We start from the raw sequence: 26,340 nt of genomic DNA on the forward strand, positions 1-26,340 counted from the left end.
TCGCTGACCTGGTGGTTATGGCGGGGCGGCTGCACCCGTTCCCATTCCGAACACGGCCGTGAAACGCCCCTGCGCCTATGGTACTTCGTCTTAAGACGCGGGAGAGTCGGTCGCTGCCAGGTCTGCTAAACGCAACATAAAATCTTCTCTGATCGAAACTTCGGCCCAGCCGAAAACATCGGGCCGCGCAAGCGGCCTTTTGCTTTTGAAGGGCCAATTGAAATTTAAGGGAACCAACGCCAAATATATGGTGCGTCCCTTACAGGAACAAAACCCAATAGGGTTTTGCTCCTGATGTAAGAGCAAACCGCTTCGCGGTTTACTCAAGCGCGATAAAACCCAAAGGGTTTTACGCTGGCGCGGGGTGGAGCAGCCCGGTAGCTCGTCAGGCTCATAACCTGAAGGCCGCAGGTTCAAATCCTGCCCCCGCAACCAATCTTTCCCCCACGCAGACCAACATCTATCGATGACGCCAAGACTTCAGCTTCGCTGGCGCATGGTAGCTCGTCGTCTGCAGGACCATCACCTGAACGCCGGACGACTGTTCAAAGCCCGACAGCGCGCCTAAATTCTCCCGGAATGATATAAGACAAGTACGAACCAAGCCCGCTTCACGCGGGCTTTTTGGCGTTTGCAGCACACACATTGACAACGCCGCACGAGGCGCCACGATTGGAGCAGATTCCCAGCTCGATATGAGTTCTCTGGCGACAGTTCTGACGTCTGAGATCAGGCCCAGCGACCACCAGCGTCACTGCGTCAGCTGCTGTTCCCTGAGGTCGCCCTGCAGCGTCTCGTCGGCTGTGGTCGGCTTCTTCTTCTTCTTCGGTTGGTGCATCATCGGCGCCTCGATGATCGTAGCCGGCACCGCCACAGCGGTGGCGGCCACGGTGCCGATATTGGTGACCGTTCCGCCGACCACCGCCGTGATGCCCTGTCCGAGCGTCACGTTGCTGTCGGTGAGCGGCTGGCCGGTCATTAGGCGTTGGCCGATCAACTGCACGATCTCCGGGCTCTCGGCGAACTTACCGTGGTTCAGCCGGTCGTTGCTATTGACCTTGGTGAGGTCGATGGCGGTGATGCCAGCCTCTTCCAGCTTGGTGCGATAGGGTTCGACCGTCGGGTCGATCGCGCCCAGGCGCGAGACGCGGCCGGTGATGAAGCTCGAGAAGGCGAGCGCCCGGTCGTCCTGCGAGACGAAGATCGTGAACTTCGGCCGCGGCGTGCCCATCTCGGCATATTGCTTCGCGAAGACCTGGATGTCGATATCTGGCGAGGCCAGGATGACGTCGCGGATCTTGCTGTTCAGATGTCCGTCGCGAATGCCCATCTGCCTGAGCGATTCCATCGTCAGCCAAGTGCCCATGGAGTGCGCGAGAATCGTGATGTCCTTGACATTGGGATCGTTGACCAGTGTCCGGAGCGCCTGCTCGAGCGCCGTGCGCGAATAGTTGGTGCTTTCCTTGTCGTATTCGTAAGCGGTGATCTGCGCGCGCGACGGCCATGTGAAGAGGATCGGCGTAGCGTCCATCTTGCTGTCGTGGACGATCTGCGCCAGGCGGAAGACCGAATCCTCGTACTTGTTGTTGAAGCCGTGGATGAAGACCAGCGCGTGGCCGTTGTGCATGTGCTGGCTGAGCCATGAGCGCCCCTCCTTCACAGTGCCGATCTGCTGGACGCCAGTGACGGCGAAGTCGGTGGCCGGGTTCGGCGGCAGGCGCTTTGGCCATTGCACGGTGCCTGATTTGCGGTTCGGCGGAATGGAGACTTCGACGGCCGTCAGCGATGGCTTTGGGCTGCGCTCGCCGTTAAACAGCGTCGCCGGATCGCCCGAGGGTTCGCGTGTGGTTGCCACCAGCATGTCGACCCGGGTCGTCTTCGGGGTCGCCGCCGTCAGCGCCACGGGCGTCATCACGCCGCTTGGGTGGCCACAACTGGTCAGCAGCAGCATGACAACGAGAAACCGTACGCGCATGAACCCCTCCGGTCTGATGGACGCACCATAGAGCAACCGGCGCCGGAGGGAAGCCCGCAACACTACGCAGTGACCACAGTATGGTGCTTGAGCAGGTGATGATATGCGCGCTGTTGCAGGACGCACACGGTTTGCGGGAAGCGGGCGGCCACGCACCAAGGTCGTGGCCGCCCGGATATCAACGCTCGATATGATAGCAGGCGGCCGTCTGGCCGGGCCTGACCTCTTCGCTGAGTGGCATCTCGGTCCGACAGATGTCGGTCGCCTTCCAGCAGCGTGGCGAGAAGACGCAACCCTTCGGCGGGTTCAGCGGCGATGGCGGATCGCCCTGCAGGCGGATGCGCTGGCGTCCTCGCGCCAGTTTCGGATCCGGGATCGGTGCCGCCGAAAACAGCGCCTGCGTATAGGGATGCGCCGGCTTGTCGAACACCGTCGCGCAGTCGCCGGCTTCGACCACCTTGCCGAGATAAAGCACCAGCACGTCGTCGGAGATCAGCCGCACGACCGAGAGATCGTGGCTGATGAAGATCAGCGTCAGGCCGAACTCCTTGCGCAGCTTGCGCAACAGCGTGATCACCTGGCCCTGGATCGACACGTCGAGGGCCGAGACCGGCTCGTCGCAGATGATCAGCTTCGGCCGCGTGATGACGGCCCGGGCAATGCCGATGCGCTGCGCCTGGCCGCCCGAGAACTCGTGCGGATAGCGGTTGATCATTTCAGGCACGAGGCCGACGGCGGCCATGATCTCCTGCACCCGCTCGGCGCGCTGAGCGCGGTTGAGCTTCGGTTCGAACACCGTCAGCGGCTCGGCGATGATATCGCCAACCGTCATGCGCGGGTCGAGCGAGGCGATCGGATCCTGGAAGATGATCTGCATGTCGCGGCGTGCGGCCCGCATCTCCTCGTCCGAGAGGTCGAGCAGGTTGCGACCCTGCCAGAGAATGCGGCCCTTCTGCGCCTTCAGGAGCCTGAGGATCGAGCGCCCGAGGGTCGACTTGCCGCAGCCAGATTCCCCGACGATACCGAGCGTGCGGCCCTCGCTGAGATCGAAGCTGACATTGTTGACCGCAGTCAGCGTCAGCGGCGGCTTGAAGAACCCCTTGGTGGGAACGTCGAACTGGGTCGTCAGGTTCTTGACCCTGAGAAGTGATCGTTCAGCCATTGGTCAGAACCTCCTCGAGGCGTGGAAAGGCATGGAAACAGGCCGCGAGATGGCGCGGCGCCTGCACGTCGAGGCGTGGCGCCGCGTCGATGCAGTCGTTCTGCACGAGCGGACAGCGCGGCGAGAAGCTGCATCCTTTCGGCAGATGCTGCAGGTTCGGCGGCCGGCCGGGAATGACGGCGAGCTGGTCGACGTCCTGGTCCGGGCGCGGGATCGAGGCGTGGAGTGCCGCCGTATAGGGGTGCGCCGGGTTCTCGAACAGCTCGTCCACCGGCGCCTCCTCGACGATGCGGCCCGCATACATGACCGCCACGCGGTCGGCGAGCCCGGCGACAACGCCGAGATCGTGGGTGATCATCACCAGCGCCGTGTTCATCTCGGCCGTCAGATCGTTGAAGAGATCGAGGATCTGCGCCTGGATCGTCACATCGAGCGCGGTGGTCGGCTCGTCGGCGATCAGGAGCTTCGGCTTCGTCAGCAGCGCCATGGCAATGACGATGCGCTGGCGCATGCCGCCGGATAGCTCGTGCGGATAGAGGTTGAAGCGCCTGGATGGGTCGGGGATCCCGACACGCTTCAGCATGTCCAGCGCTTCGGCCGAGGCCGCACGCGCGGTAAAGCCCCGATGCACCTCGAGCTGCTCCGTCAGCTGTCGGGAGATCTTGAGCGAGGGATTGAGCGCGGTCATGGGGTCCTGAAACACCATGGCCATGTCCTTGCCGCGCACATGGTCCAGCTCGCGCGGCTTCAGCGCCAGCACGTCGCGCCCTTCGAGAAGCGCCTGTCCGCTGGTCCGGCCGTTTTTCGCCAGCAATCCCATGATGCCGAGAAAGGTCTGGCTCTTGCCCGAGCCGCTTTCTCCGACGATCGCGATGCGCTCGCCGCGCTTGACGGTGAGGTTCATGTTGGAAACGGCCTTCACCTCGCCCTCGGGCGTGCGAAAGCTGATCGAATAGTCCTTCAGTTCCAGAAGGGTGTCGTTTTTGATGTCTTTTTGCATGTCAGCGATCCCTTCAGCGGTCCCTTGGGTCGAATGCATCGCGCAGCCCATCGCCGATAAACAGCAGGCTGAGCAGCAGGGCGACGAGGAAGCCGGCCGGGAAGACGAGCAGCCAGGGCATGCTCTCCATGGCGTCCGTGCCCTCGGAGATCAGCGTTCCCAATGAGGTCAGTGGTTCCTGAACGCCGAAGCCGAGATAGGAGAGGAAGCTCTCCGTCGCGATGATTTCGGGCACGGTCAGCGCCGCGAAGATGACGACGGGGCCGACGAGATTGGGAATGATGTGCCGGGTAATGATCTTCAGCGGCTTCTGGCCGGAGGCGCGCGCCGCCTCGATGAATTCGCGCTGCTTGAGCGACAATGTCTGCCCTCGCACGATGCGCGCCATGGTCAGCCACTCGAGCGCGCCGATCGCCGCGAAGAGCAGATAGACGTTACGGCCGAAGATCACCATCAGCAGGATGACGAAGAGGATGTAGGGGAAGGCGTACATGATGTCGACGAAGCGCATCATGACGGCATCCACACGTCCACCCATATAGCCCGATATCGCGCCATAGAGCACGCCGATGACGACGGAGACGAGCGTCGCCGTCAGCGCCACAGCCAGCGAGACGCGGGTGCCGTAAAGCACGCGGGCAAGCAGGTCGCGGCCATTCGGATCAGTCCCGAAATAATGGCCGTCGGCAAACGAAGGCGGCGAGCGGAAGGCGGCCCAATCCGGATCTTCGTAGCCGAAGGGAATGAGGTAGGGGCCGATAAAGGCGACAAGCACGAGCAGCGTCAGCACGATGATCGAGGCCACGGCCGCCTTGTTGCGACAGAGGCGTCGCAGCGCGTCACGGGTGAGCGAACGGCTGACGGGGCTGAGACCTTCAGCCTCCAGCAGTTCGGCCGCGAGCAGCTCTCTCTTTGCGGGGTTGAGGATCATCGGTTTCTCACTTTCGGATCGAGCCAGGCATAGGCGATGTCGACGAGAAGGTTCAGGAACACGATCAGCACCATGTAGAAGATGACCGTGCCGAGAACCATGCCGTAGTCGCGGTTCAATGCGGCGTTGACGAAGTAGCGGCCGATACCGGGCAGGCCGAAGACGCTTTCGACGACCAGCGAGCCGGTCAAGAGATAGCTGGCCGCCGGGCCGAGATAGGAAACGACGGGCATCATCGCCGGCCGCAGGGCATGGCGCATGACGGTCAGTCGCGGGCCAATGCCCTTGGCCTTGGCGGTGCGGATGAAGTTCTGGCCCATCACCTCGATCATCGACCCGCGGGTGATGCGCGAGATGCGCCCGGCATGCGGCAGTGCCAGCACGACGACGGGCAGCACCAGGAACTTCAGCGATCCATTGCCCCAGCCGCCGACAGGCAGCCATTGCAGGTGAATGCCGAAGACCAGCTGCAGGATCGGCGCGATCAGGAAGTTCGGCAGCACGACGCCCACCAGGATCAGCGCGCCCAGAATGTAGTCCGGCGCCTTGTTCTGGTAGAGCGCCCCAAGACAGCCGACGGCGACACCGATGACGATCGCCAGCAGAAAGGCCGCCGTGCCGATGATGAAGGTGTAGGGCAGGCCGATCATGATCTGCTGCGCGACGGTGAAGTCCTCGGACGCGAAGGAGGGACCGAGATCGCCCTTCAGGAGGTCGCCGACGTAATAGAGATATTGCTGGATCAGCGGCTTATCGAGATTGTAGTGGGCCGCCAGATTCTGGAGGATCACCGGTGGCAACGGTCTTTCGCCATCGAACGGCCCGCCTGGGGCCAATCTCAAAACGAAGAAGCAGGCTGTCACGGCGATCCACATAACGGGGATCGTCGACAGCAATCGACGGAATGCATAATTGATCATGGTGGTGACGGTCTTTCCTGCGCCGGGTCTTTCGCATCATCGTGATCAGTCGAAACTGGTTCGGGAGCATGCGAAGGCAATAGTGTGGGAAAAGACCCCCTCTGGCCTGCCGGCCATCTCCCCCACAAGGGGGGAGAAAACCTGCCGCGCCCGCCTGCCCCAATGTGGCTCGGCGGTTTGGCTGGGTTAAGCCCTCCCCCTTGTGGGGAGGGTTGGGAGGGGTCTTGACCTGTTGCAATCACCCCCGGGCAGGGTGAAGACAATGCCTCTCTTTATTCCTTGATGGACAGCCAGCGGGTACGGTGGATGTCCTGGATGTTGTCGACGAAGCCTTCGATCTTCGGCGAGACCACGTTCTTGGAAACGTAGTAGTAGATCGGCAGCGCGGCGCTGTCGTCGAGTGCGATCTGCTCGGCCTTCTTGAACATCTCCGCACGCTTCGTCAGATCGGTTTCGGCATTGCCGTCCTTGATCAGCTTGTCGTAGTCGGCGTTCGACCAGCGGCCATAGTTCATCTGCACGCCGGTGACGAGCAGGTTCAGGAAGTTGTCCGGATCGTTGTAGTCGGCGAGCCAACCGGCGCGGCCAACCTGCACGTCGCCGCGCTGCAGCTGGTCGTAGTGCACCTTGGTTTCGGCGTTGATGAGTTCAACATTGACGCCGAGCGGCTTCCACATGGCGGCGATCGCAACGGCGATACGCTTGTGGTTGTCGTTGGTGTTGTACTTGAGCTGCAGGGTGAGCGGCTTGTCGGGTCCGAATCCGGCTTCCGTCAAGAGCTTCTTGGCCTCTTCGACCTTCTGCTTGTAAGGCTCATCCTTCCAGGAGATATAGGCCGGCTCGCCGTAATTGGCGGTGCCCGGCGGTACCCAGGAATAGGCCGGCAGTTCGCCGGTGCCGAGGATCTGCGGTCCGATGACTTCGCGGTTGATCGCCATGGAGAGCGCCTGGCGCACGCGCTTGTCGGCGGTCGGGCCCTTCTGCGAGTTGATGACGTAGTAGTAGAGGCCGGAGAACGGCGCGACATGCGCCTGGCCCGGCAGGTTCTTCTTCATCCACTCGTACTGGTCGGTCGGAAAGTCTGTGAGGATGTCGAATTCGCCGGCGCGGTAGCGCTTCAGCGCGGCTTCCTGGTCTTCGAGCACGAAGAACTTGGCGCCGTCGATCTTGACGTTCGCGGCATCCCAGTACTTGTCGTTCTTCTTGGTCGTGACGTGCGAGCCGGGAATCCATTCCGTCGGCGTGTACGGACCATTGGTAACGATGTTGCCGATCTTCACCCAGTCGGCGCCCTTGGCGTCCACGACGTGCTTGGGCAGCGGATAGGCCGTGTAGTGCATCAGCGCGTTGAGGAAGTAGGGGGTCGGGTTTTCAAGCGTGATCTCGAGCGTCTTGTCGTCGATCGCCTTGACGCCCAACTGGCTGAAATCGGTGATCTCGCCCTTGTTGATCTTCTCGGCGTTCTTGATGGTGAACTGCAGATAGGCGTAGTCGGCGGCGTTCTTCGGGTCCATCAGGCGCTGGAAGGCGAACACGAAGTCGCCTGCGGTCACCGGGTGGCCATCGGACCACTGGATGCCGTCGCGCAGCTTGAAGGTATAGACCTTACGGTCGTCCGAGATCGTCCAGCTCGCGGCCTGGCCGGCGACAGGATTGTCATGCGCGTCCTCGGTCACCAGACCTTCGAAGATGTCACCGGCAATGCGGTTTTCCCAGTCGCCGGAGAGCTTCTGCGGATCCAGCGATTGCGGGTCGCCGCCATTGTGGATGTTGATCGTCGCCGCGTGGGCGGAGAATGCCAGCAGCGAGCCAAGCACTGCGGAGGCAAGAATTTTCTTTGTGGGGAAGTTCATGTGGGGGCCCACCTTTCTAGGCTTTTTAGCGCCTTTTATTCGTCGTTGTTCCCTTGGTGACCTGTTACGTGCAAGTCAACGCGCAACCTATCGTAAAGGTCGGCCGTTGCAAGCCCCAAAACGAAAGCTGCGAATGGCGGGGAAAACCGGACGAAAACGGCGCCAATTAGCCGGTTAAATGTCGACATATCGCGCCAAGCATAGCGTCGATTTGAATAAATCGGTCGCAAATTCGACCATGTCTAAGTTAGAGAGAAGGCAATTAGGGGTTGAGTATGCCTTTGTTGTCGCCAATGTTCCCCGTCGGTACGGATATGTCGCGGGCACGACAGATTATTTCGCGTTTTCAATGGGGCGGGATGGGCAGCATGCCAACCACCGTCTCGTCCCGCAGGTTGAGAATTTGCAGCAAAGCCGCATTTGTTCGAACGAGCCCCTTCATCTCCGCGCGCCGGGCGCTATCATCTCAACGGGAATAAGGGAGATGGAAATGAGCCAGTTGAATTTGCCGAGCGAGGGCGGCTGCCGCTGCGGTCGCGTGCGATTGAAGATCAGCGCCAAGCCGCTTTTGACCATGGCCTGCCACTGCACCGGCTGCCAGACGATGTCCTCAAGCGCCTATTCGCTGAGCGCCGCGATCCCCACCGATGGCTTCGAGATCACCAGCGGCGAACCTGTCATCGGCGGCCTCCACGGCGCCATGTCGCACCACTATTTCTGCCCGCACTGCATGACCTGGATGTTCACGAAGACGGAAGGCATGGAGTGGTTCGTCAACCTGCGCCCGACCATGCTCGACGATGTCAGCTGGTTCACACCCTTCATCGAGACCTGGACCCGCGAAAAGCTGCCCTTCGCCAAAACCGGTGCCGTGCACAGCTACGAAGCGCTGCCGGAGATGCAGGATTACGAACGGCTGACGAACGACTATATGACGCAGGGCTAGAAGGTATTCGAAGACAGCGAGCGGTTATACAATGCACGACATCGGTTTGAGGCAGTGCGCCTCACGACGGATAGCGTCAAGTAATAGCCTGGAAATATAAACGATGGACTGGTTCCTCATAATCTTCCTTCCGTTCAAAATCATCGTGCTGGGAACGGGCATGTTCTTCGCCATCAAGTGGCACCGCGATCAAGAGAAGAACAAAAAATAACAAGACCGGCGGACCTTAAGCGTCCGCCGACCTGCTGCCGATGCAGGATCACGAAAGATATATCGAAAACGACGCCTAGAAGCCCTGGAAGAGGAAATCCAGCGCTGCCGTGATGTCGTCGCTTCGCGACGAGAGATCAGCCACTTCCGCGCCGATCTCCGACAGCGGAATGGACGCCATGCGCTGGGTCGCCATCACATAGGTTCGGCCATTGACTGTAACGCGTGGATTGAGCCGCGAAATCGCCCAGGACATGCCTTCGATATTGTGAAGCGGTGCCATCACGCGCGAGGGAAGGCCCTCAAGAAAATCGCTTTGCAGATCGATCGCAAGAGCGTCGTACTCCTTGAGCCGGTAGACGCGGAAGCGCGCCATTCAGAACTGCCGGTACTTGGCAAAGGGCAGACCGTGCTTCTCGACATAGGCGTTTTCTTCCGCGATCGCGTCGGCGTTCTCGATCAGCCACAGCCGTTCGCGCTCGCTCTTGATGGCGAGCCTGAGGCCGTCTTCGGCGGCCTTGGAAACATTGAGGTTCAGTTCACGCGCCTGCGAGACGAGCTCGCTGTCGAGCGACAGGTTGGCGGCCTTGCGACGGGTCTGAGGCATGATCGGTCTCCTGATATGCGCATATGATATGCGCATATCAGGCAGAAGCAAAGAGCCTCAGTCGTCCTTCATCTTCAGTGCGGCAATGAAGGCTTCCTGCGGGATATCGACCTTGCCGAACTGCCGCATGCGCTTCTTGCCTTCCTTCTGCTTGTCGAGCAGCTTGCGCTTGCGTGATGCGTCGCCGCCGTAGCACTTGGCGGTCACGTCCTTGCGCATCGCCGAGATCGTCTCACGGGCGATCACGTTGCCGCCGATCGCAGCCTGGATCGGGATCTTGAACATGTGCCTGGGGATCAGGTCCTTCAGCTTCTCGCACATGTCACGGCCGCGCTTTTCGGCCGCCGTGCGGTGCACCAGCATGGAGAGCGCGTCGACCGGCTCGCCATTGACCATGATCGACATCTTCACGAGGTTGCCCTCGCGGTAGTCGGCCAGGTGATAATCGAACGAGGCATAGCCCTTGGAGATCGACTTCAGGCGGTCGTAGAAATCGAACACCACTTCGTTGAGCGGCAGCTCGTAGGTGAGCATGGCGCGCTTGCCGACATAGGTAAGTTCCGTCTGGATGCCGCGACGGTCCTGACAGAGCTTGAGGATACCGCCGAGATAATCGTCCGGCGTCAGGATGGTGGCCTTGATCCAGGGTTCGCGGATCTCGGAAATCTTGACGACATCGGGCATGTCGGCCGGGTTGTGCAGCTCGCGCTCCGAACCGTCGGTCATCGTCAGCTGATAGACGACCGAAGGGGCGGTGGCGATGAGGTCGAGATCGAACTCGCGCTCCAGGCGCTCCTGGATGATTTCGAGGTGCAGCAGGCCGAGGAAGCCGCAGCGGAAACCGAAGCCGAGAGCCGCCGAGCTTTCCATTTCAAACGAGAAGGACGCGTCGTTGAGGCGCAGCTTGCCCATGGCAGCGCGCAGGTCCTCGAAGTCGGCCGCATCGACAGGGAAGAGACCGCAGAACACCACAGGCTGCGCCGGCTTGAAGCCCGGCAGCGCCGTCGCCGTCGGCTTCTTGTCTTCTGTGATGGTATCGCCGACGCGGGTATCGGCCACTTCCTTGATCGAGCCGGTGAAGAAGCCGATCTCGCCCGGGCCGAGTGAATCGACCGCCAGCATCTTCGGCGTCAGCACGCCCACGCGCTCGACCTGATACTTGGCATCAGTGCCCATCATGCGGATGGTCATGCCCTTGGAAAGTACGCCGTCGAGAATGCGCACCAAAACCATGACGCCGAGATAGGTGTCGTACCAGCTGTCGACGAGCAGCGCCTTCAGCGGGCCCTTCTCGCCGGCTTCGCTCTTCGGCGCCGGCAGCTGGTGCACGATCGCTTCGAGCACGTCGGGAATGCCGAGACCGGTCTTTGCCGAAATCAGCACGGCCTGGGAAGCGTCGATGCCGATCACTTCCTCGATCTGTTCCTTGATTCGGTCGGGCTCGGCTGCCGGCAGGTCGATCTTGTTGAGGACCGTGACCAGCTCGTGATTGTTGTCGATCGCCTGGTAGACGTTGGCAAGCGTCTGCGCCTCGACGCCCTGGGAGGCGTCGACGACGAGCAGCGAGCCCTCGCAGGCCGACAGCGAACGCGAGACTTCATAGGCGAAGTCGACGTGGCCGGGCGTGTCGATCAGGTTCAGGATATAGGTTTCGCCGTCATTGGCCTTGTAGTGCAGGCGAACGGTCTGTGCCTTGATGGTGATGCCGCGCTCGCGCTCGATATCCATCGAATCCAGCACCTGCTCCGACATGTCGCGCTCGGCAAGGCCGCCGGTCGACTGAATCAGGCGGTCGGCCAGCGTCGACTTGCCGTGGTCGATATGGGCCACGATCGAGAAGTTGCGGATATGGTCGAGGGGCGTGCGGGTCGAATTGGTGCTCATGCGCCGCATATAGCAGCGCATCCCCTTGCCGCAAAGCGGAAAAGCAGGGTTTCGTTTACGATAAGTCGCTCCGTCAGGCGGCGAAAATAGCGCTTGATTCCACGATTGAACCATGCATTTCTATTATAGTAGAAATTTGGATCGGACAATGGAACAGGAACTCGAAACCGCGATCGGCATTAGGATTCGCAGGCTCAGAACCGACAGAAACCTGAAGCTCGACGATCTCGCGACCGCCTCGGGTGTCAGCCGGGCGATGATCTCGCGCATCGAGCGTGGAGAGGCGAGCCCGACCGCGGCCCTGCTTGCCCGCGTCTGTGCAGCACTCGGCCTGTCGCTCTCGGCCTTCTTCGCCGAGGAGGGCGAGGCCGCGCCGCTGCTGCGCCGCCAAGACCAGCAGGTCTGGCGCGATCCAGAAACCGGCTACATCAGGCGCGCCGTCTCGCCGCCGGGCACCACATCGGATGTCGATATCGTCGATGTCGAATTCCCGGCCGGCGCCCGCGTCAGTTTCCCGCCGCATGCGGCCGCCAGCGGCATGACCCAGCATATCTGGCTGTTCGATGGCGAGATGGAGATGACGACGGGCGACAACACCGTGCATCGCCTGCTCCCCGGCGATTGCCTGTTCATTCCCGTTGCCGAAGGCCATGTCTTCCATAACCCCGGCCCCGCGCCGGCCCGCTATTGCGTCGTGCTCGACCGCCGCCGTCACTAGCGCATCGGCCCGAAAATCGGAATCGATTTTCGGAAAGCTCGATGCGTAGATTCAAAGAGTTAGAGCGTCCTTTGTGCTTCCATTCGGGCGCAAGGCGCTCCAGTCAATCTCAGGAGACCCCATGACCACCATCCGCCTGCTCGACGCGACAGAGGCGCGCGCCGCAATACCCGATCTTTGCGATGTGCTCGTCGATTGCGTCGACGGCGGCGCCTCCGTCGGCTTCATGCAGCCCTATACGCGTGAGGATGCAGAACCCTACTGGCAGGCCGTCGCCGAGAGCGTCGCCTCAGGAGCCACCCTACTGTTTGTGGCAGAGATTGAGGGCAAGGCGCTCGGCACCGTGCAGATCGGCGCCGCCCAGATGCCGAACCAGCCGCACCGCGCCGATCTGAAGAAGCTCCTCGTCCACCGCGCCGCCCGCGGCAAGGGCCTCGCGCGCCTCCTGATGCGCGCCGCCGAAGAGGAAGCCGCGCGTCGCGGCAAGACCATTCTCGTGCTGGACACAGCGACCGGTAGCGATGCCGAGGCGATCTATCCCCGGCTTGGCTGGGAGCGCGTCGGCGTCATACCGGATTACGCTCTCTGGCCGGAAGGCGGCTTCTGCGCCTCCACCTTCTTCTACAAGCGCATCGCCTGATCTCGGGCAGGCCCGTCGATCTCAGCCCTTCTTCAGCCTGGGATCGTCGAGCGCTGGATTGTAGAACAGCGACAGCGTCAGGCTCCGGGCAATCCGCTCAGCCGTCGCCATGAACCAGGCCTTCGCCTCGTCGGAAGGAGCGATATCGTCAAGCGTCGCGGAAAACAGCGCCAGCCATTGCGGAAAGAGCTCCGGCGTCATGTTGGCCACGCCGACATGCGCCTGCACCGGCTTGCCGCCGTATGCGCCGCTGCGAAAGGCGACGGACGACCAAAAACTCTTCATCTTCTCCATATGCTCCGGCCACCGCCCGGAAAGCCTGGCGTCGAACACCGGCCCAAGCGTGGGATGCGCAAGCACACGCCCATAAAACGTCTCGACCAGAAGATCGATAAACGCCGCATCGACCCCCATGCCCGCCATCTCCGCCTCGGCCCGCTCCCTGATCGCCGCCGAATGCGCCGCCCGTCCCTGTATCTCGCTATCCATCGCAAAATCCGTTCCGCCGCTTCTTGCGGCACGCCTCATATAAGCGCTCGCCCGCTGCCGCGAAAGCCGCTGCGACGCAATGCCCTCGCCGTGTATGATGCGGCTTCGAGCGAGGGGATGTCGGAGATGATGCGAGCATTGACGATCAACCACTTACGCAAAATCCAGGCGCTGATTTTCCCCGCGTCGAACCCCCCCCTACACTATCGGCGTCCCGTCATCGGATACACCGGCAGGCGTGCCGGCGAGGCGGGATCGGCGCGGAGCGTGAGGGTAAGACGCAAAACCTCGCGATCCGGGTCCGCGGAAAATGATCTCCCTCCGGTGACGGCGGGTTCTGTCGCAAGACGGGCCTGAGTTGAGCCCGGACGTGCCTGTGAGGCACACATGGTCTCGCCGCGAAGTTGGGCGAGAAGGCAGAGAGATCGGAGTCGCGGATAAAAACCGCCGAACGGGGCGCTGGGGAGCGCCATATTCTACTTACTCAATCGAGGTGATTTCCAGCGCCCCGTCCGAGTGAAGTGCATGGTGGAGACACGGGCTTTCGGGCGGCGTGGGGTTTTGGTGTGTCTTTCAATTGCGGCCTGACGGTCGAGAGATTGTGCCGTGTGTTACCCCCCTCTGCCCTGCCGGGCATCTCCCCCACAAGGGGGGAGATCGGCAAGCGGCTTGCTCCCCAATCAAACAATGAAGGTAGAGCGAGCGGTCGCGCCCAGCCAATCTCCCCACCGGTGGGGGAGATGCCCGGCAGGGCAGAGGGGGGTAAACCACGGCACGACGCTCAATACCTGACCGCCACACTACAGGCCGCCAACATCACCTCTCACTCCGCGCCACATCCCACGCACCGCACCCCCCACCCTTGCCATCCGCGCCCATAGCGCTTAGCTCTCAGCCGTCACGAATCCGGATAAAGCATGCCCCACAAGGTTTCCCTGTTCCGTCTCAAGCTCACCGACTTTCGCAATTATGCGTCGGCCGGTTTGCAGCTGGATGGCCGGCATGTGGTGCTGGTGGGGGATAACGGCGCCGGCAAGACCAATCTGATGGAGGCGGTGTCGTTTCTGTCGCCGGGCCGGGGCATGCGCCGCGCCACCTATGGCGATGTCACCCGCGTCGGCGCCCATGGCGGCTTCACGATCTTCGCGGCGCTCGACGGCATGGACGGCGAGGTCGAGATCGGTACCGGCGTCGACGGCAACGACGAGAGCACGTCGCGCCGCCTGCGCATCAACGGCACGCCGGCCAAGACCGCCGACGAACTCACCGATCACCTGCGCCTTCTCTGGCTGACACCCTCGATGGACGGCCTCTTCACCGGCGGTTCGTCCGAGCGCCGCCGCTTCCTCGATCGCCTCGTGCTGTCGCTCGATCCCGCCCATGGCCGCCGCGCCAGCGATTTCGAGCGCGCCATGCGCAGCCGCAACAAGCTGCTCGACGAGCGCCGCTTCGATCCCTCCTGGCTGTCAGGCATCGAGGAACAGATGGCAACGCTCGGCATCGCCATGGCCATGGCCCGCCAAGAGATGCTGGGCCTCCTCGTTCGCCTCATCGAGGAAACCCGCGAGACCTCGCCATTCCCCTCGGCCTCGCTCGATCTCGCCGGCTTCATGGATGGCCAGTTCGATCGCCCCGCTGTCGATCTAGAGGACGAATACGCGGCACAGCTCGCCGAAAGCCGCTATCGCGACGCCGCCGCCGGCCGCACGCTGGAGGGCCCACACCGCGCCGACCTGCTCGTCCGCCACCGCGACAAGCGCATGGAAGCGGCCCGCTGCTCGACCGGCGAGCAGAAGGCGCTGTTGGTTGGCCTCATCATGGCCCATGCCCGCCTTGTCGCCAATCTTACCGGCCATGCGCCGATCCTGCTGCTTGACGAGATCGCCGCCCATCTCGACGAAAACAGGCGCGCCGCGCTTTTTGATCTGATCGATGCGCTCGGCGGCCAAGCCTTCATGACCGGCACCGACCGCTCGATGTTCTCGGCCCTCGGCGACCGGACGCAATTCTTCACCGTTGCCGATGGAAAGATATTCGAATGAGCGACACTTTCCCCGCCGCCAAGGGCCATGCTAGCATCGCGCCCATGGAACCGTTGAGCCCGGAAGAAATCGCCCGCTACCAGCGCCACATCCTGCTGCCGGAGATCGGCGGCGCCGGCCAGCAGAAGCTGAAGGCAGCGCGCGTGCTCGTCATCGGCGCCGGCGGTCTCGGCGCCCCAATCCTGCAATATCTCGCGGCAGCCGGCGTCGGCACGCTCGGCATTTCAGACGACGACCGCGTATCACTCTCCAATCTGCAGCGCCAGGTCATCCATGATTCCGGCACGATCGGCGAATTGAAGACGGAAAGTGCCGCCTTCGCCATCGCGAGGCTCAATCCGCATGTCCGCGTCATCCGCTTCGAGGAGCGCTTCTCCTCAGACAGCGCCCGCCGCCATCTCTCCGGCTTCGATCTCGTCATCGATGGCTCCGACAATTTCGACACGCGCTATACCGCGGCCGATGCCGCCGWAGCGGCGCAACTGCCGCTGGTAACCGGTGCCGTCGGCCGGTTCGATGGTTCGGTCACCGTGCTGAAGCCATATGAGGCCGCCGCCGATGGCGTGCTCAACCCCACTTACCGCGACCTCTTCCCGGAAAAGCCGCCGGAAGGCCTCATCCCGGTTTGCGCCGAGACCGGCGTCATCGGCGCGCTCACGGGCGTCATCGGCACGCTGATGGCGATGGAAGCGATCAAGCTCATAACCGGCACCGGCGAGCCGCTGGTCGGCCGTCTGCTGCTCTATGATGCCCTTGCGGCGCGCTTCGACACCATCCGCTACAAGCGTCGGCGCGCCCGAGAGAGTCAAAGCCAGAGCCAGGCATCGTGACCATCCTTCGTCTCGGTGCCGGTTTCTCCCGCTGGGACGAGCTTCTCGCGCTCATCCTGTCGTCCTTCGCTTACATGAACGGCCGCATCGACCCGCCATCCTCGGCGCTCGGGCTGACGGTTGACTCGCTGGCCGCCAAGGCGCAAGCCGAGATCGCCTATGTCGTGATCGAAGAGGGCGCGCTTGTCGGCTGCATTTTCCTGCGGCCCGAGGCGGATTGCCTCTATGTGGGCAAGCTGGCGGTAGCGCCGACTGCCGAACGGCGCGGCATCGGTCGGAAACTGCTTGGCATCGCGGAGGACACCGCGCGCGCACTTTCGCTGCCGGCGCTGCGGTTGGAAACGCGCATCGAGCTCACCGAAAACCACGCGGTCTTCGCCCGCTGGGGCTTCGAAAAGACCGCGGAGAACGCCCATCCGGGCTTCACCCGCATAACCTCGATCGAGATGCGCAAGCGACTCGCTTCTTAACGCCCCGGCAGAACGCGGTTCGGCGGGCGGTGGCCGTCCATGAAGGCGCGGATGTTGATGATCACCTTGTCGCCCATGTCGATGCGGCCCTCGATCGTGGCCGAGCTCATATGCGGCAGAAGCACCACCTTGCCCTCGTTGGCGAGCTTGATCAGCTTCGGATTGACCGCCGGCTCGTTCTCGAACACGTCGAGCCCGGCGCCGGCAAGCTTGCCTTCCCTGAGCGACTTGATCAGCGCCGCCTCGTCGATCACGTCGCCGCGCGCGGTGTTGACGAGATAGGCCGTCGGCTGCAGCAGCGCGAGGCGCCGTGCCGACAGCAGATGGAAGGTCGCCGGCGTCGACGGGCAGTTGACCGAGACGATATCGACGCGCGCCAGCATCTGGTCGAGGCTTTCCCAATAGGTCGCTTCGAGCTCGTCTTCCGTCGTCGCCGTCACCCGCTTGCGGTTGTGATAGTGAATGGAGAGGCCGAAGGCCTTGGCGCGGCGGGCAACGGCGGTGCCGATCCGGCCCATGCCGACAATGCCGATCCGCTTGCCGTGAATGCGCCGTCCGAGCATCCAGGTGGGCGACCATCCGGCCCATTCCCCGGGCCTGTCGGTCAGCACACGCGCACCTTCGCCCAGCCGGCGCGGCACGGCGAGGATCAGCGCCATCGTCATGTCGGCGGTATCCTCGGTGAGCACGTTGGGTGTGTTGGTCACGGTGATGCCCTTGCGGGCGGCCGCCTCCACATCGATGTGATCGGTGCCGTTGGAGAAGCTGGCGATCAGCTTCAGCTGCGGCCCCGCCTCTTCGATCAACGCGGCGTCGATCCGGTCGGTCACCGTCGGCACCAGCACGTCGGCGGTCTTCATCGCAGCGGCAAGTTGGGCTGCGCTGCGTGGCGTGTCGTCGATATTGAGCTCGGCGTCGAACAATTCGCGCATGCGCGTTTCGACGGCATCCGGCAGCTTGCGGGTAATGTAGACCTTCGTTTTTTTCTTTGTCGTCATATCCTGGAGCTGCTGCCTTGTTCAGAGGTCCTTAACCAAGACGCGGGATAATTTTCCCGTTCCGGGGAATTTCTACCAGACCCGTACGCGAAGACAAACAAAACTCGTTGAGCGTACGCGGGAATGTCGAGGTCCGGAAATCAGGCGGAGGAACCGCCTGGGTCATAGCGAACGGAAATCGTCATGCGCAGCACAGTCCTGAAATCATGCCTCGCCCTCGCGTTGGGCTTTGTGCTTTCGGCCGGCACCGCCGAGCTTGGCTATGCCCAGGCGGCGAAGGGTCCGAGCGGCCTGCCGCTGCCGCGCTTCGTCACGCTGAAATCCAAGCGCGTCAATCTGCGCATCGGCCCCGGCACCGATTATGCCGCGTCGTGGATGTATCTGAAAGCTGGGCTGCCGGTGGAAATCATCCAGGAATATGACAACTGGCGCCAGGTGCGCGATGCCGATGGCACCGAGGGCTGGGTCAACCAGTCGCTGCTGTCTGGTTCCCGCGCCGCCATTGCCGCCCCCTGGATGAAGGGCAAGGGCAAGAGCGTCTTCGTCAACGTGCGCCGCGAGGCCCAGCCATCCGCGACTGTCGTCGCCAAGCTGGAGCCCGGTGTGATGATGAACATCGGCGAATGCACCGGCGACTGGTGCCTCGCCAAGATCGACGGCGCCGAAGGCTGGGTGGCGCAGTCGGAAATCTGGGGCGCCTATCCCGGAGAGGCCTTCAAATAAGAGAAGCCTTCAACGAATTGAAGGCTTCCAGATAAGTCAGAGGTAAGTCAGGATTTAGAGAAGACCCGCCTGCTTGCCGGCCTCGGTGAGCGACTTCATCGGACGCGGTCCGATCTGCTGGATGACGATGCCTGCCGCCAGGCAGCCGAGCTTGCCGCAATCCTCAAGCGTCCGCCCCTGCGTGTAGCCGTAAAGGAAACCCGCCGCGAACAGATCGCCGGCGCCGGTCGTGTCGACAAGCTCCTTGATCTCGATGGCGCTGACATAGAAGCGCTCGCTGCCCTTCAAGATGACGGCACCTTCTTCGCTCATCGTCACCGCGGCGATCTTGCAATCCTGCGCGATCTTGATGAGCGCCTCTTCGAAATCCTCGGTCTCGTAAAGCGCCAGCGCCTCCTGCTTGTTGGCGAAGACGATGTCGACGGTGCCCGAGCGCATCAGGTCGAGAAACTCGTCGCGATAGCGGCCGACGCAGAAGCTGTCGGAGAGCGTCATCGACATTTCGCGGCCGTTCTCATGGGCGATGCGGGCGCAGTCGCGGATCGCTTCCTTGGCGCGCGGCGGGTCCCAGAGATAACCTTCGAAATAGGTGACCTTAGACTGGGCCACGACCTCGGGCTCGACATCCTCGGGTCCAAGTTCGACGCAGGCGCCGAGATAGGTGTTCATCGAGCGCTCGCCATCCTCGGTCACGAAGATCATCGAGCGGGCGGTCGGCGGGAACTTGCCTTTCGGCTGCGTCTGGTAGTGCACGCCCTGGGCGCGGATGTCGTGGGCGAAGATTTCACCGAGCTGGTCTTCCGCGACCTTGCCGAAATAGGCGGCCTTGCCGCCGAAATTGGCGATACCGGCCGCCGTGTTGCCGGCGCTGCCGCCCGAGGCTTCCAGCGCCGGGCCCATGTGGTTGTAGAGCAGTTCGGCGCGCTCGGCATCGATCAGGTTCATCGCTGCCTTGGTGATCTTGTGATCAATGAGGAACTGGTCGTCGCAACGCGCGATAATATCGACGATGGCGTTGCCGACAGTCAGTACATCGAATTTGGTCATGAAATGGGAGGTCCCGGTTTTGGTGATAGCCGGTAGTCGGTCTTATCGGATTTTCAGCTCATGGGAAGCAGAAATCCCGGATTTGCGGCCAATCCTTTCGCAAAAATGCCGCGTGGACGTCATTCGCCTGTCATTTTGCCTGGCTATATCTCTCATCAACAAGATCGGCATGGACGGCTTTAGAGCAGTCGCCGATCGAGAAGGGCCCCACAAACAAAACGATGCCCTTCGACGATACCGGTGCGACGCTGACCACGGATGAACTGGCAGCATGACCAACCGGCAATCCGGCAGGACCGGATGCGGAAAAGCGGGCCGAACCCCGCTTTTTTTGCGTTTGCGCCTTGGCCCGGTGTCATTCCGGTTTGTCAGCGCGAACGGTTTGCTGTTAGACCTTTGATATTCCATGCAATAGGCAATCCGTCCCCGATGTCCGCCATCTTTCTCGACGTTCTTCCCATCTTCGTGATGATCCTGATCGGCTGGCTGATCGTCAAAGTGGGGTTGATGAAGGCGGAGGTCGGCGATGCGCTGAGCGACTTCGTCTTCAAGATCGCCGTGCCGTTGCTGCTCTTCCGCACGATCGCCGAAGCGGACTTCAAGGGCGCCTCGCCCTTCCGGCTCTGGATCGCCTATTTCTCCGGCGTCGCCATCACCTGGACCGCCGCCCATATCGCCGCCACGCGCTTCTTCGGTCGTGACGACCGGATCGGCGTGCTTGCCGGCGTGTCGTCAGCCTTCGCCAACACCATCTTCATCGGCCTGCCGCTCGTCCAGCGCACCGTCGGCGACAAGGGCCTCGTGCCGCTGTCGATCCTGATCGCCGTGCACCTGCCTGTTATGATGATCATCGGCACCATTTTGATGGAGCGTGCCGAGCACAAGATCGCCGGCGGCAAGGGCCGCAGCATTGTCGCGGTGCTGCGCCAGATCGCCAGCAATCTCGTGCGCAATCCGCTGGTGATCGGGCTCGCCGGCGGCGCCCTCATGCATCTGCTCGGCTGGACGATGCCGATGCCTGTCGAACTGGTGGTCGATCAGATCGCCGGCGTATCCGGCCCCGTCGCCCTCATCTCGCTCGGCATGGCGCTGCAGCAATACGGCACCTCGGGCAATGTCGGCATCGCCAGCGTCACCTCCGCCTTCAAGCTGCTGCTCTTGCCTGCCTGCGTCTGGACGACCAGCCACCTGCTCGGTCTGGAAAGCGATTGGACCGCCGCACTCGTCCTGATCTCGGCGGTCCCGACAGGCGTCAACGCCTGGCTGATCGCCAACCGCTTCGGCGTCGGCCATAGCCTTGCCGCTTCGACGATCACGCTGACGACCGCGCTCGGTGCCATCACCGTGTCCTTCTGGGCCTACCTGCTCGGATAATCGAAATACCCGAAACGAAAAAGCCCGGCGCATCGGCCGGGCTTTCGTTATTTCATGCAATGCAAGATCTCACTGCGTCGCCGAATCAGGCGCGTTCGGATCCGGCAGCGGCACCGGCGAATCGGCCAGCGTGTGCAGATAGAGGATCACGTTGGCGCGGTCGGTGTCCTTTTGGAGACCGGCAAAGCCCATTGCCGTTCCGGCAATGTACTTCTTCGGCGCGGCCAGGAAGTGGTTCAGGTGATCGAAGGTCCACTTCTCGCTGGCGCCCTTGGAAAAATCCTTCATGGCGGCGGAATAGGCGAAACCTTCATGCGCGCCGATGGGACGATCTACGACACCAAAGAGGTTCGGCCCGACCTTGTTCGGTCCCCCTTTCGTGCCGTCATGACAGGCCTGACACTTCTTGAAGACCGTTTCGCCGGCCTTGGCGTCGGCCTTCGCAAGCAGCTGCGCGATCGGCACGGCGGCAGCCGGAGCAGCGCCACCGGCATCGGCGGCCGAAGCTTCCTCGGCTACAATGGCAAAGCCCTCTTTCTCCGGATTTTCCGAATGAAACAGGCTTTCCGAAGCGATGGATACGGACATCAGGACGAAAACCGTCCCAAGTAGCGCTCCCACCGCCGTATTCACGTAAGAATTCATCTGTGATGCTCCCCCCTCACAGCCGGCAGACATAAAACCGGTCTGTCACTTGAAATCGAGCGAAACCTATGTCTTTTGGCTAGTTCTTGCAACAGCCGAACGCCTCGGCAGCATGAGACTTTTTGACACCTTTCCGCCCGGAAATGAAGGCCTGAGCAATGGCAAGTCCAAATTTAGACAACGTACTCGTCCTCATTCCGGCCCGCATGGCATCCACCCGACTGCCCGGAAAGCCGCTCGCCGACATCTGCGGCAAGCCGATGGTCATCCAGGTGGCTCTTCGAGCGAAGGAGGCCGCGATCGGCCGCGTGGTCGTAGCCGTCGACGAGCAGGAAGTGTTCGACGTGGTCGCCGCCGCCGGTTTCGAGGTCGTCATGACCGCCAAGGCGCATCAATCCGGCTCTGACCGCATTTACGAAGCGCTGACCAAGGTCGATCCCGAAGGCCGCATCGAATATATCGTCAACGTCCAGGGCGACCTGCCGACGATCGAGCCGGAAACGGTGCGCGCATCGCTGCGCCCGCTGGAAGACGCCGTCGTCGATATCGCCACGCTGACGATCGCGATCGACAACGAGGAAGACAAGACGGCGCCGCATATCGTCAAGGTGGTCGGCTCGCCGCTGTCGGAAACCCGCATGCGGGCGCTCTATTTCACGCGGGCAACGGCCCCTTATGGCGAAGGCCCGCTCTATCATCACATCGGCCTCTATACCTATCGCCGCGCGGCGCTGGAGCGCTTCGTATCGCTCGGGCCCTCCACGCTCGAAAAGCGCGAATCGCTGGAGCAACTGCGGGCGCTGGAAGCCGGCATGCGCATCGATGTCGAGATCGTTGACACCGTTCCGCTCGGTGTCGATACTCCCGCCGACCTTGAAAAGGCGCGGCGCATTCTTTCCGCACAATCGAAGTAACGGATCTCTCATGAGCATCAAGACCAACAAAATCGCCTTCCAGGGCGACTTCGGCGCCAATTCCGACATGGCCTGCCGCGACATGTTTCCTGATATGGATCCGCTGCCGTGCCAGACCTTCGAGGATGCCTTCGTGGCGCTCGAAAGCGGCGATGCCGATCTGGCGATGATCCCGATCGAAAACACCATTGCCGGCCGTGTCGCCGACATTCACCACCTGCTGCCGGAATCGCGCCTGCACATCATCGGCGAATATTTCATGCCGATCCGCTTCCAGCTCATGGTGCTGCCCGGTGTGACCAAGGATGAGGTCCGTACCGTCCACAGCCACATCCACGCGCTTGGCCAGTGCCGCAAGATCGTGCGCGCCAATGGCTGGAAGGCCGTGGTCGCCGGCGATACGGCGGGCGCCGCCAAGCTGGTGCAGGAAACCGGCGACCGCTCGATGGCAGCGCTCGCGCCGCGTCTGGCCGCCGACCTCTACAAGCTCGATATCATCGCCGAAAACGTCGAGGACACGGAAGACAACGTCACCCGCTTCGTCATCCTCTCGCGTGATGAGAAGTGGGCCGAGCGCGGGGCGGCCGAAGAGAAGCTGGTCACCACCTTCGTCTTCAACGTCCGTAACATCCCGGCAGCGCTCTACAAGGCGCTCGGCGGTTTTGCCACTAACAGCATCAACATGACCAAGCTGGAAAGCTACCAGCTCGGCGGCAAGTTCGTCGCCACCCAGTTCTACGCCGACATCGAAGGCCACCCCGGCGACGCCAATGTCCGCCGCGCGCTGGAAGAATTGCAGTTCTTCTCCGAGAAGGTCCGCATCCTCGGCGTCTACAAGGGCCACCCGATGCGGGGCCTGTTGCAGAAGTAGGATTGAGGGCGCTTTTCGGTTGCTGCCAATATCGCGAGAAGCCGAGGGCCTGTCATACTCCCCTCATTCCTGTGCTTGTCACAGGAATCCAGCCAGCCCAAGTCCTTGGGCTGGAAGACTCTTTTCGCCTCGCAGACGCGAGGCGGCTGGATCCCTGTGACAAGCACAGGGATGAGGGCGGAGAGGGGCGGCGCAGGGTGCTAACGCGCCAGCGTTGCGCCCCAACTTCGCTTACTTATCCGGCTCACAAACCCGCAGCCGATGCCCATCGGGATCGAGCACCACGAAGGTCGGGCCGAAGTCGAGATCCGTCAGATCCTGGGCGATCGGCAGGTGGCGGTCGCGCCAGTCGCGGTAGAGATTGGAGACGCCGTTTTCGCCCGGAACCATGAAGGCGATCTCGGCGCGGCTGCCGATCGCCGATGGTTGCGGCACGACGCTGCTCAGCCGCCACAGCCCGAGCGTGAAGCCGCCGTCGAGCGCGAAAGCCACGAAATTGGGGGCGGCAGCGACCGGCTCGCGATTGAGTAGCGCCTTGTAGAAGCGGGCACTCTCGGCGGGATCGCGGACATAGAGAATGATGAGATTGGGGCTATTCATGATGGTGTCCCTCTGCGTGAAAATGACGTGATGATGCGAACGCCGCCGGGTTTTCCGGCAGCGGTCAAAAGCGTGATTGAAATGTTAGAGTGTCGGTTACCGCTCGCGGTCGCGGCTGCCCCAGTCGATGACGCCGATATCGCGTCTCAGGTTTTCCGACATCGATTGCGGGTCGAGACGCGGAGCGCCAGTCCGTCCCATGCTATGCGCCATGCCGCGCGATGCATTCTGCATCATTCTCAGCATCAGCGATTGCGGATACCAGGTGTCGGAGCTGGCCTCGTCGGAACGGTGGTTGCCGCGTGTCGTCTGGCCCATGGTGTGGCATGTGTTCAGGCTCGTCATGGCAGGTCCTCCTGTTTCGATAGGACCCATACTAGACTCATATGCTGTCAGTTTATGGCAGTAGTGATTGCCGTTCGCGCGGCACGATTTCGCGGTCACTCCACTCTTGCAGCAGCACGGCGCGGCGGCGCGGATAGCGCGTCTCCTGCGGTATCATCTCGACGATGCGATCGGTGCGGAAATGCCGGTAATCCTGCCTGAGCTCGCACCAGGCAACGATCATCCGGACCTGCTCGGTATAGCTGATGGCGAAGGGCCAGACATTGCGGATGGAGACGGTGCCGCCCTCATCGGTATAGGTGAGCTTCAGCACCCGCTCGCCGCGGATCGCCTTGCGGATCACGCCCATGTCGGCCTTGCTCGATATCGGCGGGCGCATGTGGATGAGGAGTGGGGAGGTCTCGATCTCGTCGCGGATCTCGCGCGGCAAAACGTCGGCGATCTTGGCGAGCGCGTCGGCGCCCGCTGCCGCAAGCCTCGGATCGGCCGCCCGCGCCACCCAGCGCGATCCCAGCACCAGCGCCTCGATCTCGTCTTGCGAAAACATCATCGGCGGCAGCATGAAGCCGGGCCTCAGGATGTAACCAAGCCCCGGCTCGCCCTCGATCAGTGCCCCCTGCGCCTGCAGGCTGGCGATGTCGCGGTAGAGCGTGCGGATACTGACGCCGGTTTCCTCGGCCAGCACCGCGCCGCTCACCGGCCGCCTGTAGCGGCGCAGCGTTTGCAGCAGGGTCAGCAACCTCTCGGAGCGTGCCATTCTATTGGCCTACTTTTTCCACTCCACCCAGTCGCGCATCAGGCGGTGAGCGATCGCGCCCTTCGGCGGCGGGGCGCTGCCGTTGGCGCCGGGACGCTCGAGCATCTCGATCGTCTCCTCGCGGGTAAACCAGCGGCAGTCCTCGAGCTCCTGCTCGTCACGGGTGATGTCGCGTGACTTGGCCTCTGCATAGCAGCCGATCATCAGCGTGTGCGGCATCGGCCAGGGTTGCGAGGCGTGGTAGCGGATGCGGCCGGTGCGGATGCCGGATTCTTCCAGCGTCTCGCGGCGCACGGCATTCTCAATCGTTTCGCCGGGCTCCACGAAGCCGGCGAGACAGGAATACATGCCCGGTGCGAAATGCGGACCGCGCCCGAGCAGGCAGAGATCGCGCTCCTCATCGATGGTGAGCATGATGACGACAGGGTCGGTGCGCGGGAAGATCGTGTGCTGGCAGGCGGAGCAGACGCGCTTGTAGCCGCCGATATGCATGTCCATGCCGGAGCCGCAGCGGCCGCAGAACCGGTTGTCGCTGTTCCAGCGGATCAGGCTGGCGCCCTGCGCGAATTCGCCGAGCAGCACGTCGTCGAGCAGCATGTCGCGATAGAGCGAGCGGCCGTCGGCGGGCTTGTATTGGCTCGAAAGCTGTTCTTCCGGCACGGCGACCGGCACCGCCAGCCTCGGCTCGCCGGTCTTGCGGTAGCCGAGCAGGATCGTCTCGTCCCAATTGGGCTTGAGATCGGTCAGCTCGTAGCGCGCAAACAGCGGGTCGAGCACCTGGCCGTCATGCTTCAATACAAGCTTGTCGCCGGTGAAGGCGAAAATATGGGTTCCATCCTTGGCGAGCGCCTCGTCCACCGAGTTTTCGTTGCGATGCTCGGAATCGCGGATCAGGTCGTTGGCGGCAAATGCCGTCAGATTGCTGGGCTCGGGATGGGGTACATCCGTCTCGAAAAGCGAACGGCTCATGATGAAAGGGCTTCCCGCATCGTCTCTATGAATTGGTCTCGTTTCGCGTCCTCATAGGCCTCCGCCTTGCCGTAGCCCCAGATCGGACCGGGCCAGTTCGGATCACCTTCGAAGCGCGCGACGACATGAACATGAAGCTGGCGGACGATATTGCCAATAGCTGCGACATTGATTTTTGTCGCCCCGGTCACCTTCTTCAGGGCCGTCGATGCCAGTTCCGTCTCGAAGGTCAGCATCACCTGGTCGAGCGGCGTCAGCTCGAAAATCTCGGTGATATCGGCGCGTTGCGGCACGAGGATCAGCCATGGCCAGCGACAGTCCCTGGCCAGCCGGAAGTCGCAGAGGCCCGTTTTCAGGATACTGATGCTGTCATTGGCCAGCCGGTGGTCGAGTTTGAAAGCGTCCAACGGGTATTCCTCC

Annotated in this window: 28 protein-coding genes, 1 tRNA gene and 1 rRNA gene; 12 read left to right on the forward strand and 18 right to left on the reverse strand. The window is 62.3% G+C overall.

What is annotated here, in order from left to right; translation table 11 throughout:
- Positions 1-7: 7 nt before the first annotated feature.
- Positions 8-122 (forward strand): 5S ribosomal RNA (rrf, locus tag AC1DOG_RS13150).
- A gap of 236 nt (positions 123-358) precedes the next feature.
- Positions 359-435 (forward strand) — tRNA-Met (locus AC1DOG_RS13155).
- Positions 436-751: 316 nt separating this feature from the next.
- On the opposite strand, the gene AC1DOG_RS13160 is transcribed toward AC1DOG_RS13155, so the two are convergent.
- From AC1DOG_RS13160 to AC1DOG_RS13185, 6 genes are all read right to left on the reverse strand, one after another.
- Entirely contained in the window at positions 752-1,975 is a 1,224-nt protein-coding gene (locus AC1DOG_RS13160) for an alpha/beta hydrolase (RefSeq protein ID WP_477928547.1), read from the reverse strand.
- Between the two features lie 178 nt (positions 1,976-2,153).
- Entirely contained in the window at positions 2,154-3,137 is a 984-nt protein-coding gene (locus AC1DOG_RS13165) for an ABC transporter ATP-binding protein (protein WP_477928549.1), read from the reverse strand.
- Positions 3,130-4,137 (reverse strand): ABC transporter ATP-binding protein, encoded by a 1,008-nt coding sequence (locus AC1DOG_RS13170; protein WP_047506489.1) that lies wholly within the window; start codon positions 4,135-4,137, stop codon positions 3,130-3,132. Before AC1DOG_RS13170 ends, AC1DOG_RS13165 begins: the two co-directional genes overlap by 8 nt.
- Before the next feature lie 13 nt (positions 4,138-4,150).
- On the reverse strand, positions 4,151-5,068 hold the full coding sequence (locus tag AC1DOG_RS13175; protein WP_047506491.1) for an ABC transporter permease: 918 nt from the start codon (positions 5,066-5,068) through the stop codon (positions 4,151-4,153).
- Positions 5,065-5,988 (reverse strand): ABC transporter permease subunit, encoded by a 924-nt coding sequence (locus AC1DOG_RS13180; protein WP_113238653.1) that lies wholly within the window; start codon positions 5,986-5,988, stop codon positions 5,065-5,067. The genes AC1DOG_RS13175 and AC1DOG_RS13180 overlap by 4 nt, the downstream gene beginning before the upstream one ends.
- Positions 5,989-6,260: 272 nt before the next feature.
- Positions 6,261-7,841, reverse strand: coding sequence for a peptide ABC transporter substrate-binding protein (locus tag AC1DOG_RS13185; protein ID WP_112945008.1), 1,581 nt, complete (start codon positions 7,839-7,841; stop codon positions 6,261-6,263).
- 490 nt (positions 7,842-8,331) lie between these two features.
- On the opposite strand from AC1DOG_RS13185, the gene AC1DOG_RS13190 reads away from it, so the two are divergent.
- On the forward strand, positions 8,332-8,787 hold the full coding sequence (locus AC1DOG_RS13190) for a GFA family protein (RefSeq protein ID WP_477928553.1): 456 nt from the start codon (positions 8,332-8,334) through the stop codon (positions 8,785-8,787).
- A 286-nt stretch (positions 8,788-9,073) separates the two neighbouring features.
- On the opposite strand, the gene AC1DOG_RS13195 is transcribed toward AC1DOG_RS13190, so the two are convergent.
- From AC1DOG_RS13195 to lepA, 3 genes are read right to left on the reverse strand one after another with little or no spacing between them, the layout of a single operon-like run.
- A complete protein-coding gene (locus AC1DOG_RS13195; RefSeq protein ID WP_477928555.1) occupies positions 9,074-9,373 on the reverse strand; it encodes a CcdB family protein in 300 nt (99 codons plus the stop codon).
- Complete coding sequence (locus AC1DOG_RS13200; RefSeq protein ID WP_477928557.1) at positions 9,374-9,604, reverse strand: type II toxin-antitoxin system CcdA family antitoxin; 231 nt, start codon at positions 9,602-9,604, stop codon at positions 9,374-9,376.
- 57 nt (positions 9,605-9,661) lie between these two features.
- On the reverse strand, positions 9,662-11,497 hold the full coding sequence (lepA, locus tag AC1DOG_RS13205; protein WP_026283110.1) for a translation elongation factor 4: 1,836 nt from the start codon (positions 11,495-11,497) through the stop codon (positions 9,662-9,664).
- Between the two features lie 139 nt (positions 11,498-11,636).
- Between lepA and AC1DOG_RS13210 the strand changes: the two genes are divergently transcribed.
- Both AC1DOG_RS13210 and AC1DOG_RS13215 read left to right on the forward strand, forming a co-directional pair.
- Positions 11,637-12,206, forward strand: coding sequence for a helix-turn-helix domain-containing protein (locus tag AC1DOG_RS13210; protein WP_477928559.1), 570 nt, complete (start codon positions 11,637-11,639; stop codon positions 12,204-12,206).
- A 121-nt stretch (positions 12,207-12,327) separates the two neighbouring features.
- On the forward strand, positions 12,328-12,846 hold the full coding sequence (locus tag AC1DOG_RS13215; RefSeq protein ID WP_289728330.1) for a GNAT family N-acetyltransferase: 519 nt from the start codon (positions 12,328-12,330) through the stop codon (positions 12,844-12,846).
- Positions 12,847-12,867: 21 nt separating this feature from the next.
- On the opposite strand, the gene AC1DOG_RS13220 is transcribed toward AC1DOG_RS13215, so the two are convergent.
- Positions 12,868-13,335 (reverse strand): group III truncated hemoglobin, encoded by a 468-nt coding sequence (locus tag AC1DOG_RS13220; RefSeq protein ID WP_477928561.1) that lies wholly within the window; start codon positions 13,333-13,335, stop codon positions 12,868-12,870.
- A 917-nt stretch (positions 13,336-14,252) separates the two neighbouring features.
- Here AC1DOG_RS13220 and recF point away from each other — a divergent pair.
- From recF to AC1DOG_RS13235, 3 genes are read left to right on the forward strand one after another with little or no spacing between them, the layout of a single operon-like run.
- Positions 14,253-15,377 (forward strand): DNA replication/repair protein RecF, encoded by a 1,125-nt coding sequence (recF, locus tag AC1DOG_RS13225; protein ID WP_477928563.1) that lies wholly within the window; start codon positions 14,253-14,255, stop codon positions 15,375-15,377.
- Positions 15,374-16,207, forward strand: a complete 834-nt coding sequence (locus tag AC1DOG_RS13230; protein ID WP_477928565.1) for a molybdopterin-synthase adenylyltransferase MoeB — start codon at positions 15,374-15,376, stop codon at positions 16,205-16,207. The genes recF and AC1DOG_RS13230 overlap by 4 nt, the downstream gene beginning before the upstream one ends.
- Entirely contained in the window at positions 16,204-16,677 is a 474-nt protein-coding gene (locus AC1DOG_RS13235; RefSeq protein WP_477928567.1) for a GNAT family N-acetyltransferase, read from the forward strand. The genes AC1DOG_RS13230 and AC1DOG_RS13235 overlap by 4 nt, the downstream gene beginning before the upstream one ends.
- On the opposite strand, the gene AC1DOG_RS13240 is transcribed toward AC1DOG_RS13235, so the two are convergent.
- On the reverse strand, positions 16,674-17,675 hold the full coding sequence (locus tag AC1DOG_RS13240) for a 2-hydroxyacid dehydrogenase (protein WP_477928569.1): 1,002 nt from the start codon (positions 17,673-17,675) through the stop codon (positions 16,674-16,676). The two genes, AC1DOG_RS13235 and AC1DOG_RS13240, sit on opposite strands and share 4 nt — an antisense overlap.
- Positions 17,676-17,858: 183 nt before the next feature.
- Here AC1DOG_RS13240 and AC1DOG_RS13245 point away from each other — a divergent pair, with 183 nt between their 5' ends.
- Positions 17,859-18,398 (forward strand): SH3 domain-containing protein, encoded by a 540-nt coding sequence (locus AC1DOG_RS13245; protein ID WP_018899091.1) that lies wholly within the window; start codon positions 17,859-17,861, stop codon positions 18,396-18,398.
- A 54-nt stretch (positions 18,399-18,452) separates the two neighbouring features.
- Here AC1DOG_RS13245 and AC1DOG_RS13250 read toward each other — a convergent pair whose 3' ends face one another.
- Positions 18,453-19,445, reverse strand: coding sequence for an adenosine kinase (locus AC1DOG_RS13250; protein WP_477928571.1), 993 nt, complete (start codon positions 19,443-19,445; stop codon positions 18,453-18,455).
- A 429-nt stretch (positions 19,446-19,874) separates the two neighbouring features.
- Between AC1DOG_RS13250 and AC1DOG_RS13255 the strand changes: the two genes are divergently transcribed.
- Positions 19,875-20,819 (forward strand): AEC family transporter, encoded by a 945-nt coding sequence (locus tag AC1DOG_RS13255; RefSeq protein WP_047506515.1) that lies wholly within the window; start codon positions 19,875-19,877, stop codon positions 20,817-20,819.
- Between the two features lie 69 nt (positions 20,820-20,888).
- Here AC1DOG_RS13255 and AC1DOG_RS13260 read toward each other — a convergent pair whose 3' ends face one another.
- On the reverse strand, positions 20,889-21,464 hold the full coding sequence (locus tag AC1DOG_RS13260; protein ID WP_112982896.1) for a c-type cytochrome: 576 nt from the start codon (positions 21,462-21,464) through the stop codon (positions 20,889-20,891).
- Positions 21,465-21,622: 158 nt separating this feature from the next.
- Here AC1DOG_RS13260 and AC1DOG_RS13265 point away from each other — a divergent pair, with 158 nt between their 5' ends.
- Both AC1DOG_RS13265 and AC1DOG_RS13270 read left to right on the forward strand, forming a co-directional pair.
- The gene (locus tag AC1DOG_RS13265) at positions 21,623-22,378 is read left to right on the forward strand and encodes a 3-deoxy-manno-octulosonate cytidylyltransferase (RefSeq protein WP_477928574.1); all 756 of its coding nucleotides are present in this window, start codon (positions 21,623-21,625) and stop codon (positions 22,376-22,378) included.
- A 10-nt stretch (positions 22,379-22,388) separates the two neighbouring features.
- Positions 22,389-23,249 carry a prephenate dehydratase gene (locus tag AC1DOG_RS13270; protein WP_047506519.1) on the forward strand — a complete coding sequence of 287 codons (861 nt, stop codon included), beginning with the start codon at positions 22,389-22,391 and terminating at the stop codon, positions 23,247-23,249.
- Positions 23,250-23,480: 231 nt separating this feature from the next.
- On the opposite strand, the gene AC1DOG_RS13275 is transcribed toward AC1DOG_RS13270, so the two are convergent.
- The 5 genes from AC1DOG_RS13275 to AC1DOG_RS13295 all read right to left on the reverse strand — a co-directional run bounded on the left by AC1DOG_RS13275 (position 23,481) and on the right by AC1DOG_RS13295 (position 26,327).
- Positions 23,481-23,849: a VOC family protein gene (locus tag AC1DOG_RS13275; RefSeq protein ID WP_477928576.1), complete on the reverse strand. Its 369-nt coding sequence runs from the start codon at positions 23,847-23,849 to the stop codon at positions 23,481-23,483.
- A 96-nt stretch (positions 23,850-23,945) separates the two neighbouring features.
- Complete coding sequence (locus AC1DOG_RS13280) at positions 23,946-24,194, reverse strand: hypothetical protein (protein ID WP_477928578.1); 249 nt, start codon at positions 24,192-24,194, stop codon at positions 23,946-23,948.
- A 52-nt stretch (positions 24,195-24,246) separates the two neighbouring features.
- A complete protein-coding gene (locus AC1DOG_RS13285) occupies positions 24,247-24,951 on the reverse strand; it encodes a helix-turn-helix transcriptional regulator (RefSeq protein WP_113009675.1) in 705 nt (234 codons plus the stop codon).
- Positions 24,952-24,960: 9 nt separating this feature from the next.
- Complete coding sequence (gene nudC, locus AC1DOG_RS13290) at positions 24,961-25,920, reverse strand: NAD(+) diphosphatase (protein ID WP_477928580.1); 960 nt, start codon at positions 25,918-25,920, stop codon at positions 24,961-24,963.
- Positions 25,917-26,327, reverse strand: a complete 411-nt coding sequence (locus AC1DOG_RS13295) for an HIT family protein (protein ID WP_111563253.1) — start codon at positions 26,325-26,327, stop codon at positions 25,917-25,919. The genes nudC and AC1DOG_RS13295 overlap by 4 nt, the downstream gene beginning before the upstream one ends.
- Positions 26,328-26,340 lie beyond the last annotated feature (13 nt).

The sequence above is a fragment of the Rhizobium sp. 01N48 genome (assembly GCF_056399145.1).

Excerpts from the sequence above, each read along its gene's own strand:
- AC1DOG_RS13160 (WP_477928547.1), bottom strand. The coding sequence starts at position 1,975 with ATGCGCGTACGGTTTCTCGTTGTCATGCTGCTGCTGACCAGTTGTGGC.
- AC1DOG_RS13165 (WP_477928549.1), bottom strand. The coding sequence starts at position 3,137 with ATGGCTGAACGATCACTTCTCAGGGTCAAGAACCTGACGACCCAGTTC.
- AC1DOG_RS13170 (WP_047506489.1), bottom strand. The coding sequence starts at position 4,137 with ATGCAAAAAGACATCAAAAACGACACCCTTCTGGAACTGAAGGACTAT.
- AC1DOG_RS13175 (WP_047506491.1), bottom strand. The coding sequence starts at position 5,068 with ATGATCCTCAACCCCGCAAAGAGAGAGCTGCTCGCGGCCGAACTGCTG.
- AC1DOG_RS13180 (WP_113238653.1), bottom strand. The coding sequence starts at position 5,988 with ATGATCAATTATGCATTCCGTCGATTGCTGTCGACGATCCCCGTTATG.
- AC1DOG_RS13185 (WP_112945008.1), bottom strand. The coding sequence starts at position 7,841 with ATGAACTTCCCCACAAAGAAAATTCTTGCCTCCGCAGTGCTTGGCTCG.
- AC1DOG_RS13190 (WP_477928553.1), top strand. The coding sequence starts at position 8,332 with ATGAGCCAGTTGAATTTGCCGAGCGAGGGCGGCTGCCGCTGCGGTCGC.
- AC1DOG_RS13195 (WP_477928555.1), bottom strand. The coding sequence starts at position 9,373 with ATGGCGCGCTTCCGCGTCTACCGGCTCAAGGAGTACGACGCTCTTGCG.
- AC1DOG_RS13200 (WP_477928557.1), bottom strand. The coding sequence starts at position 9,604 with ATGCCTCAGACCCGTCGCAAGGCCGCCAACCTGTCGCTCGACAGCGAG.
- lepA (WP_026283110.1), bottom strand. The coding sequence starts at position 11,497 with ATGCGGCGCATGAGCACCAATTCGACCCGCACGCCCCTCGACCATATC.
- AC1DOG_RS13210 (WP_477928559.1), top strand. The coding sequence starts at position 11,637 with ATGGAACAGGAACTCGAAACCGCGATCGGCATTAGGATTCGCAGGCTC.
- AC1DOG_RS13215 (WP_289728330.1), top strand. The coding sequence starts at position 12,328 with ATGACCACCATCCGCCTGCTCGACGCGACAGAGGCGCGCGCCGCAATA.
- AC1DOG_RS13220 (WP_477928561.1), bottom strand. The coding sequence starts at position 13,335 with ATGGATAGCGAGATACAGGGACGGGCGGCGCATTCGGCGGCGATCAGG.
- recF (WP_477928563.1), top strand. The coding sequence starts at position 14,253 with ATGCCCCACAAGGTTTCCCTGTTCCGTCTCAAGCTCACCGACTTTCGC.
- AC1DOG_RS13240 (WP_477928569.1), bottom strand. The coding sequence starts at position 17,675 with ATGACGACAAAGAAAAAAACGAAGGTCTACATTACCCGCAAGCTGCCG.
- AC1DOG_RS13245 (WP_018899091.1), top strand. The coding sequence starts at position 17,859 with ATGCGCAGCACAGTCCTGAAATCATGCCTCGCCCTCGCGTTGGGCTTT.
- AC1DOG_RS13250 (WP_477928571.1), bottom strand. The coding sequence starts at position 19,445 with ATGACCAAATTCGATGTACTGACTGTCGGCAACGCCATCGTCGATATT.
- AC1DOG_RS13255 (WP_047506515.1), top strand. The coding sequence starts at position 19,875 with ATGTCCGCCATCTTTCTCGACGTTCTTCCCATCTTCGTGATGATCCTG.
- AC1DOG_RS13260 (WP_112982896.1), bottom strand. The coding sequence starts at position 21,464 with ATGAATTCTTACGTGAATACGGCGGTGGGAGCGCTACTTGGGACGGTT.
- AC1DOG_RS13265 (WP_477928574.1), top strand. The coding sequence starts at position 21,623 with ATGGCAAGTCCAAATTTAGACAACGTACTCGTCCTCATTCCGGCCCGC.
- AC1DOG_RS13270 (WP_047506519.1), top strand. The coding sequence starts at position 22,389 with ATGAGCATCAAGACCAACAAAATCGCCTTCCAGGGCGACTTCGGCGCC.
- AC1DOG_RS13275 (WP_477928576.1), bottom strand. The coding sequence starts at position 23,849 with ATGAATAGCCCCAATCTCATCATTCTCTATGTCCGCGATCCCGCCGAG.
- AC1DOG_RS13280 (WP_477928578.1), bottom strand. The coding sequence starts at position 24,194 with ATGACGAGCCTGAACACATGCCACACCATGGGCCAGACGACACGCGGC.
- AC1DOG_RS13285 (WP_113009675.1), bottom strand. The coding sequence starts at position 24,951 with ATGGCACGCTCCGAGAGGTTGCTGACCCTGCTGCAAACGCTGCGCCGC.
- nudC (WP_477928580.1), bottom strand. The coding sequence starts at position 25,920 with ATGAGCCGTTCGCTTTTCGAGACGGATGTACCCCATCCCGAGCCCAGC.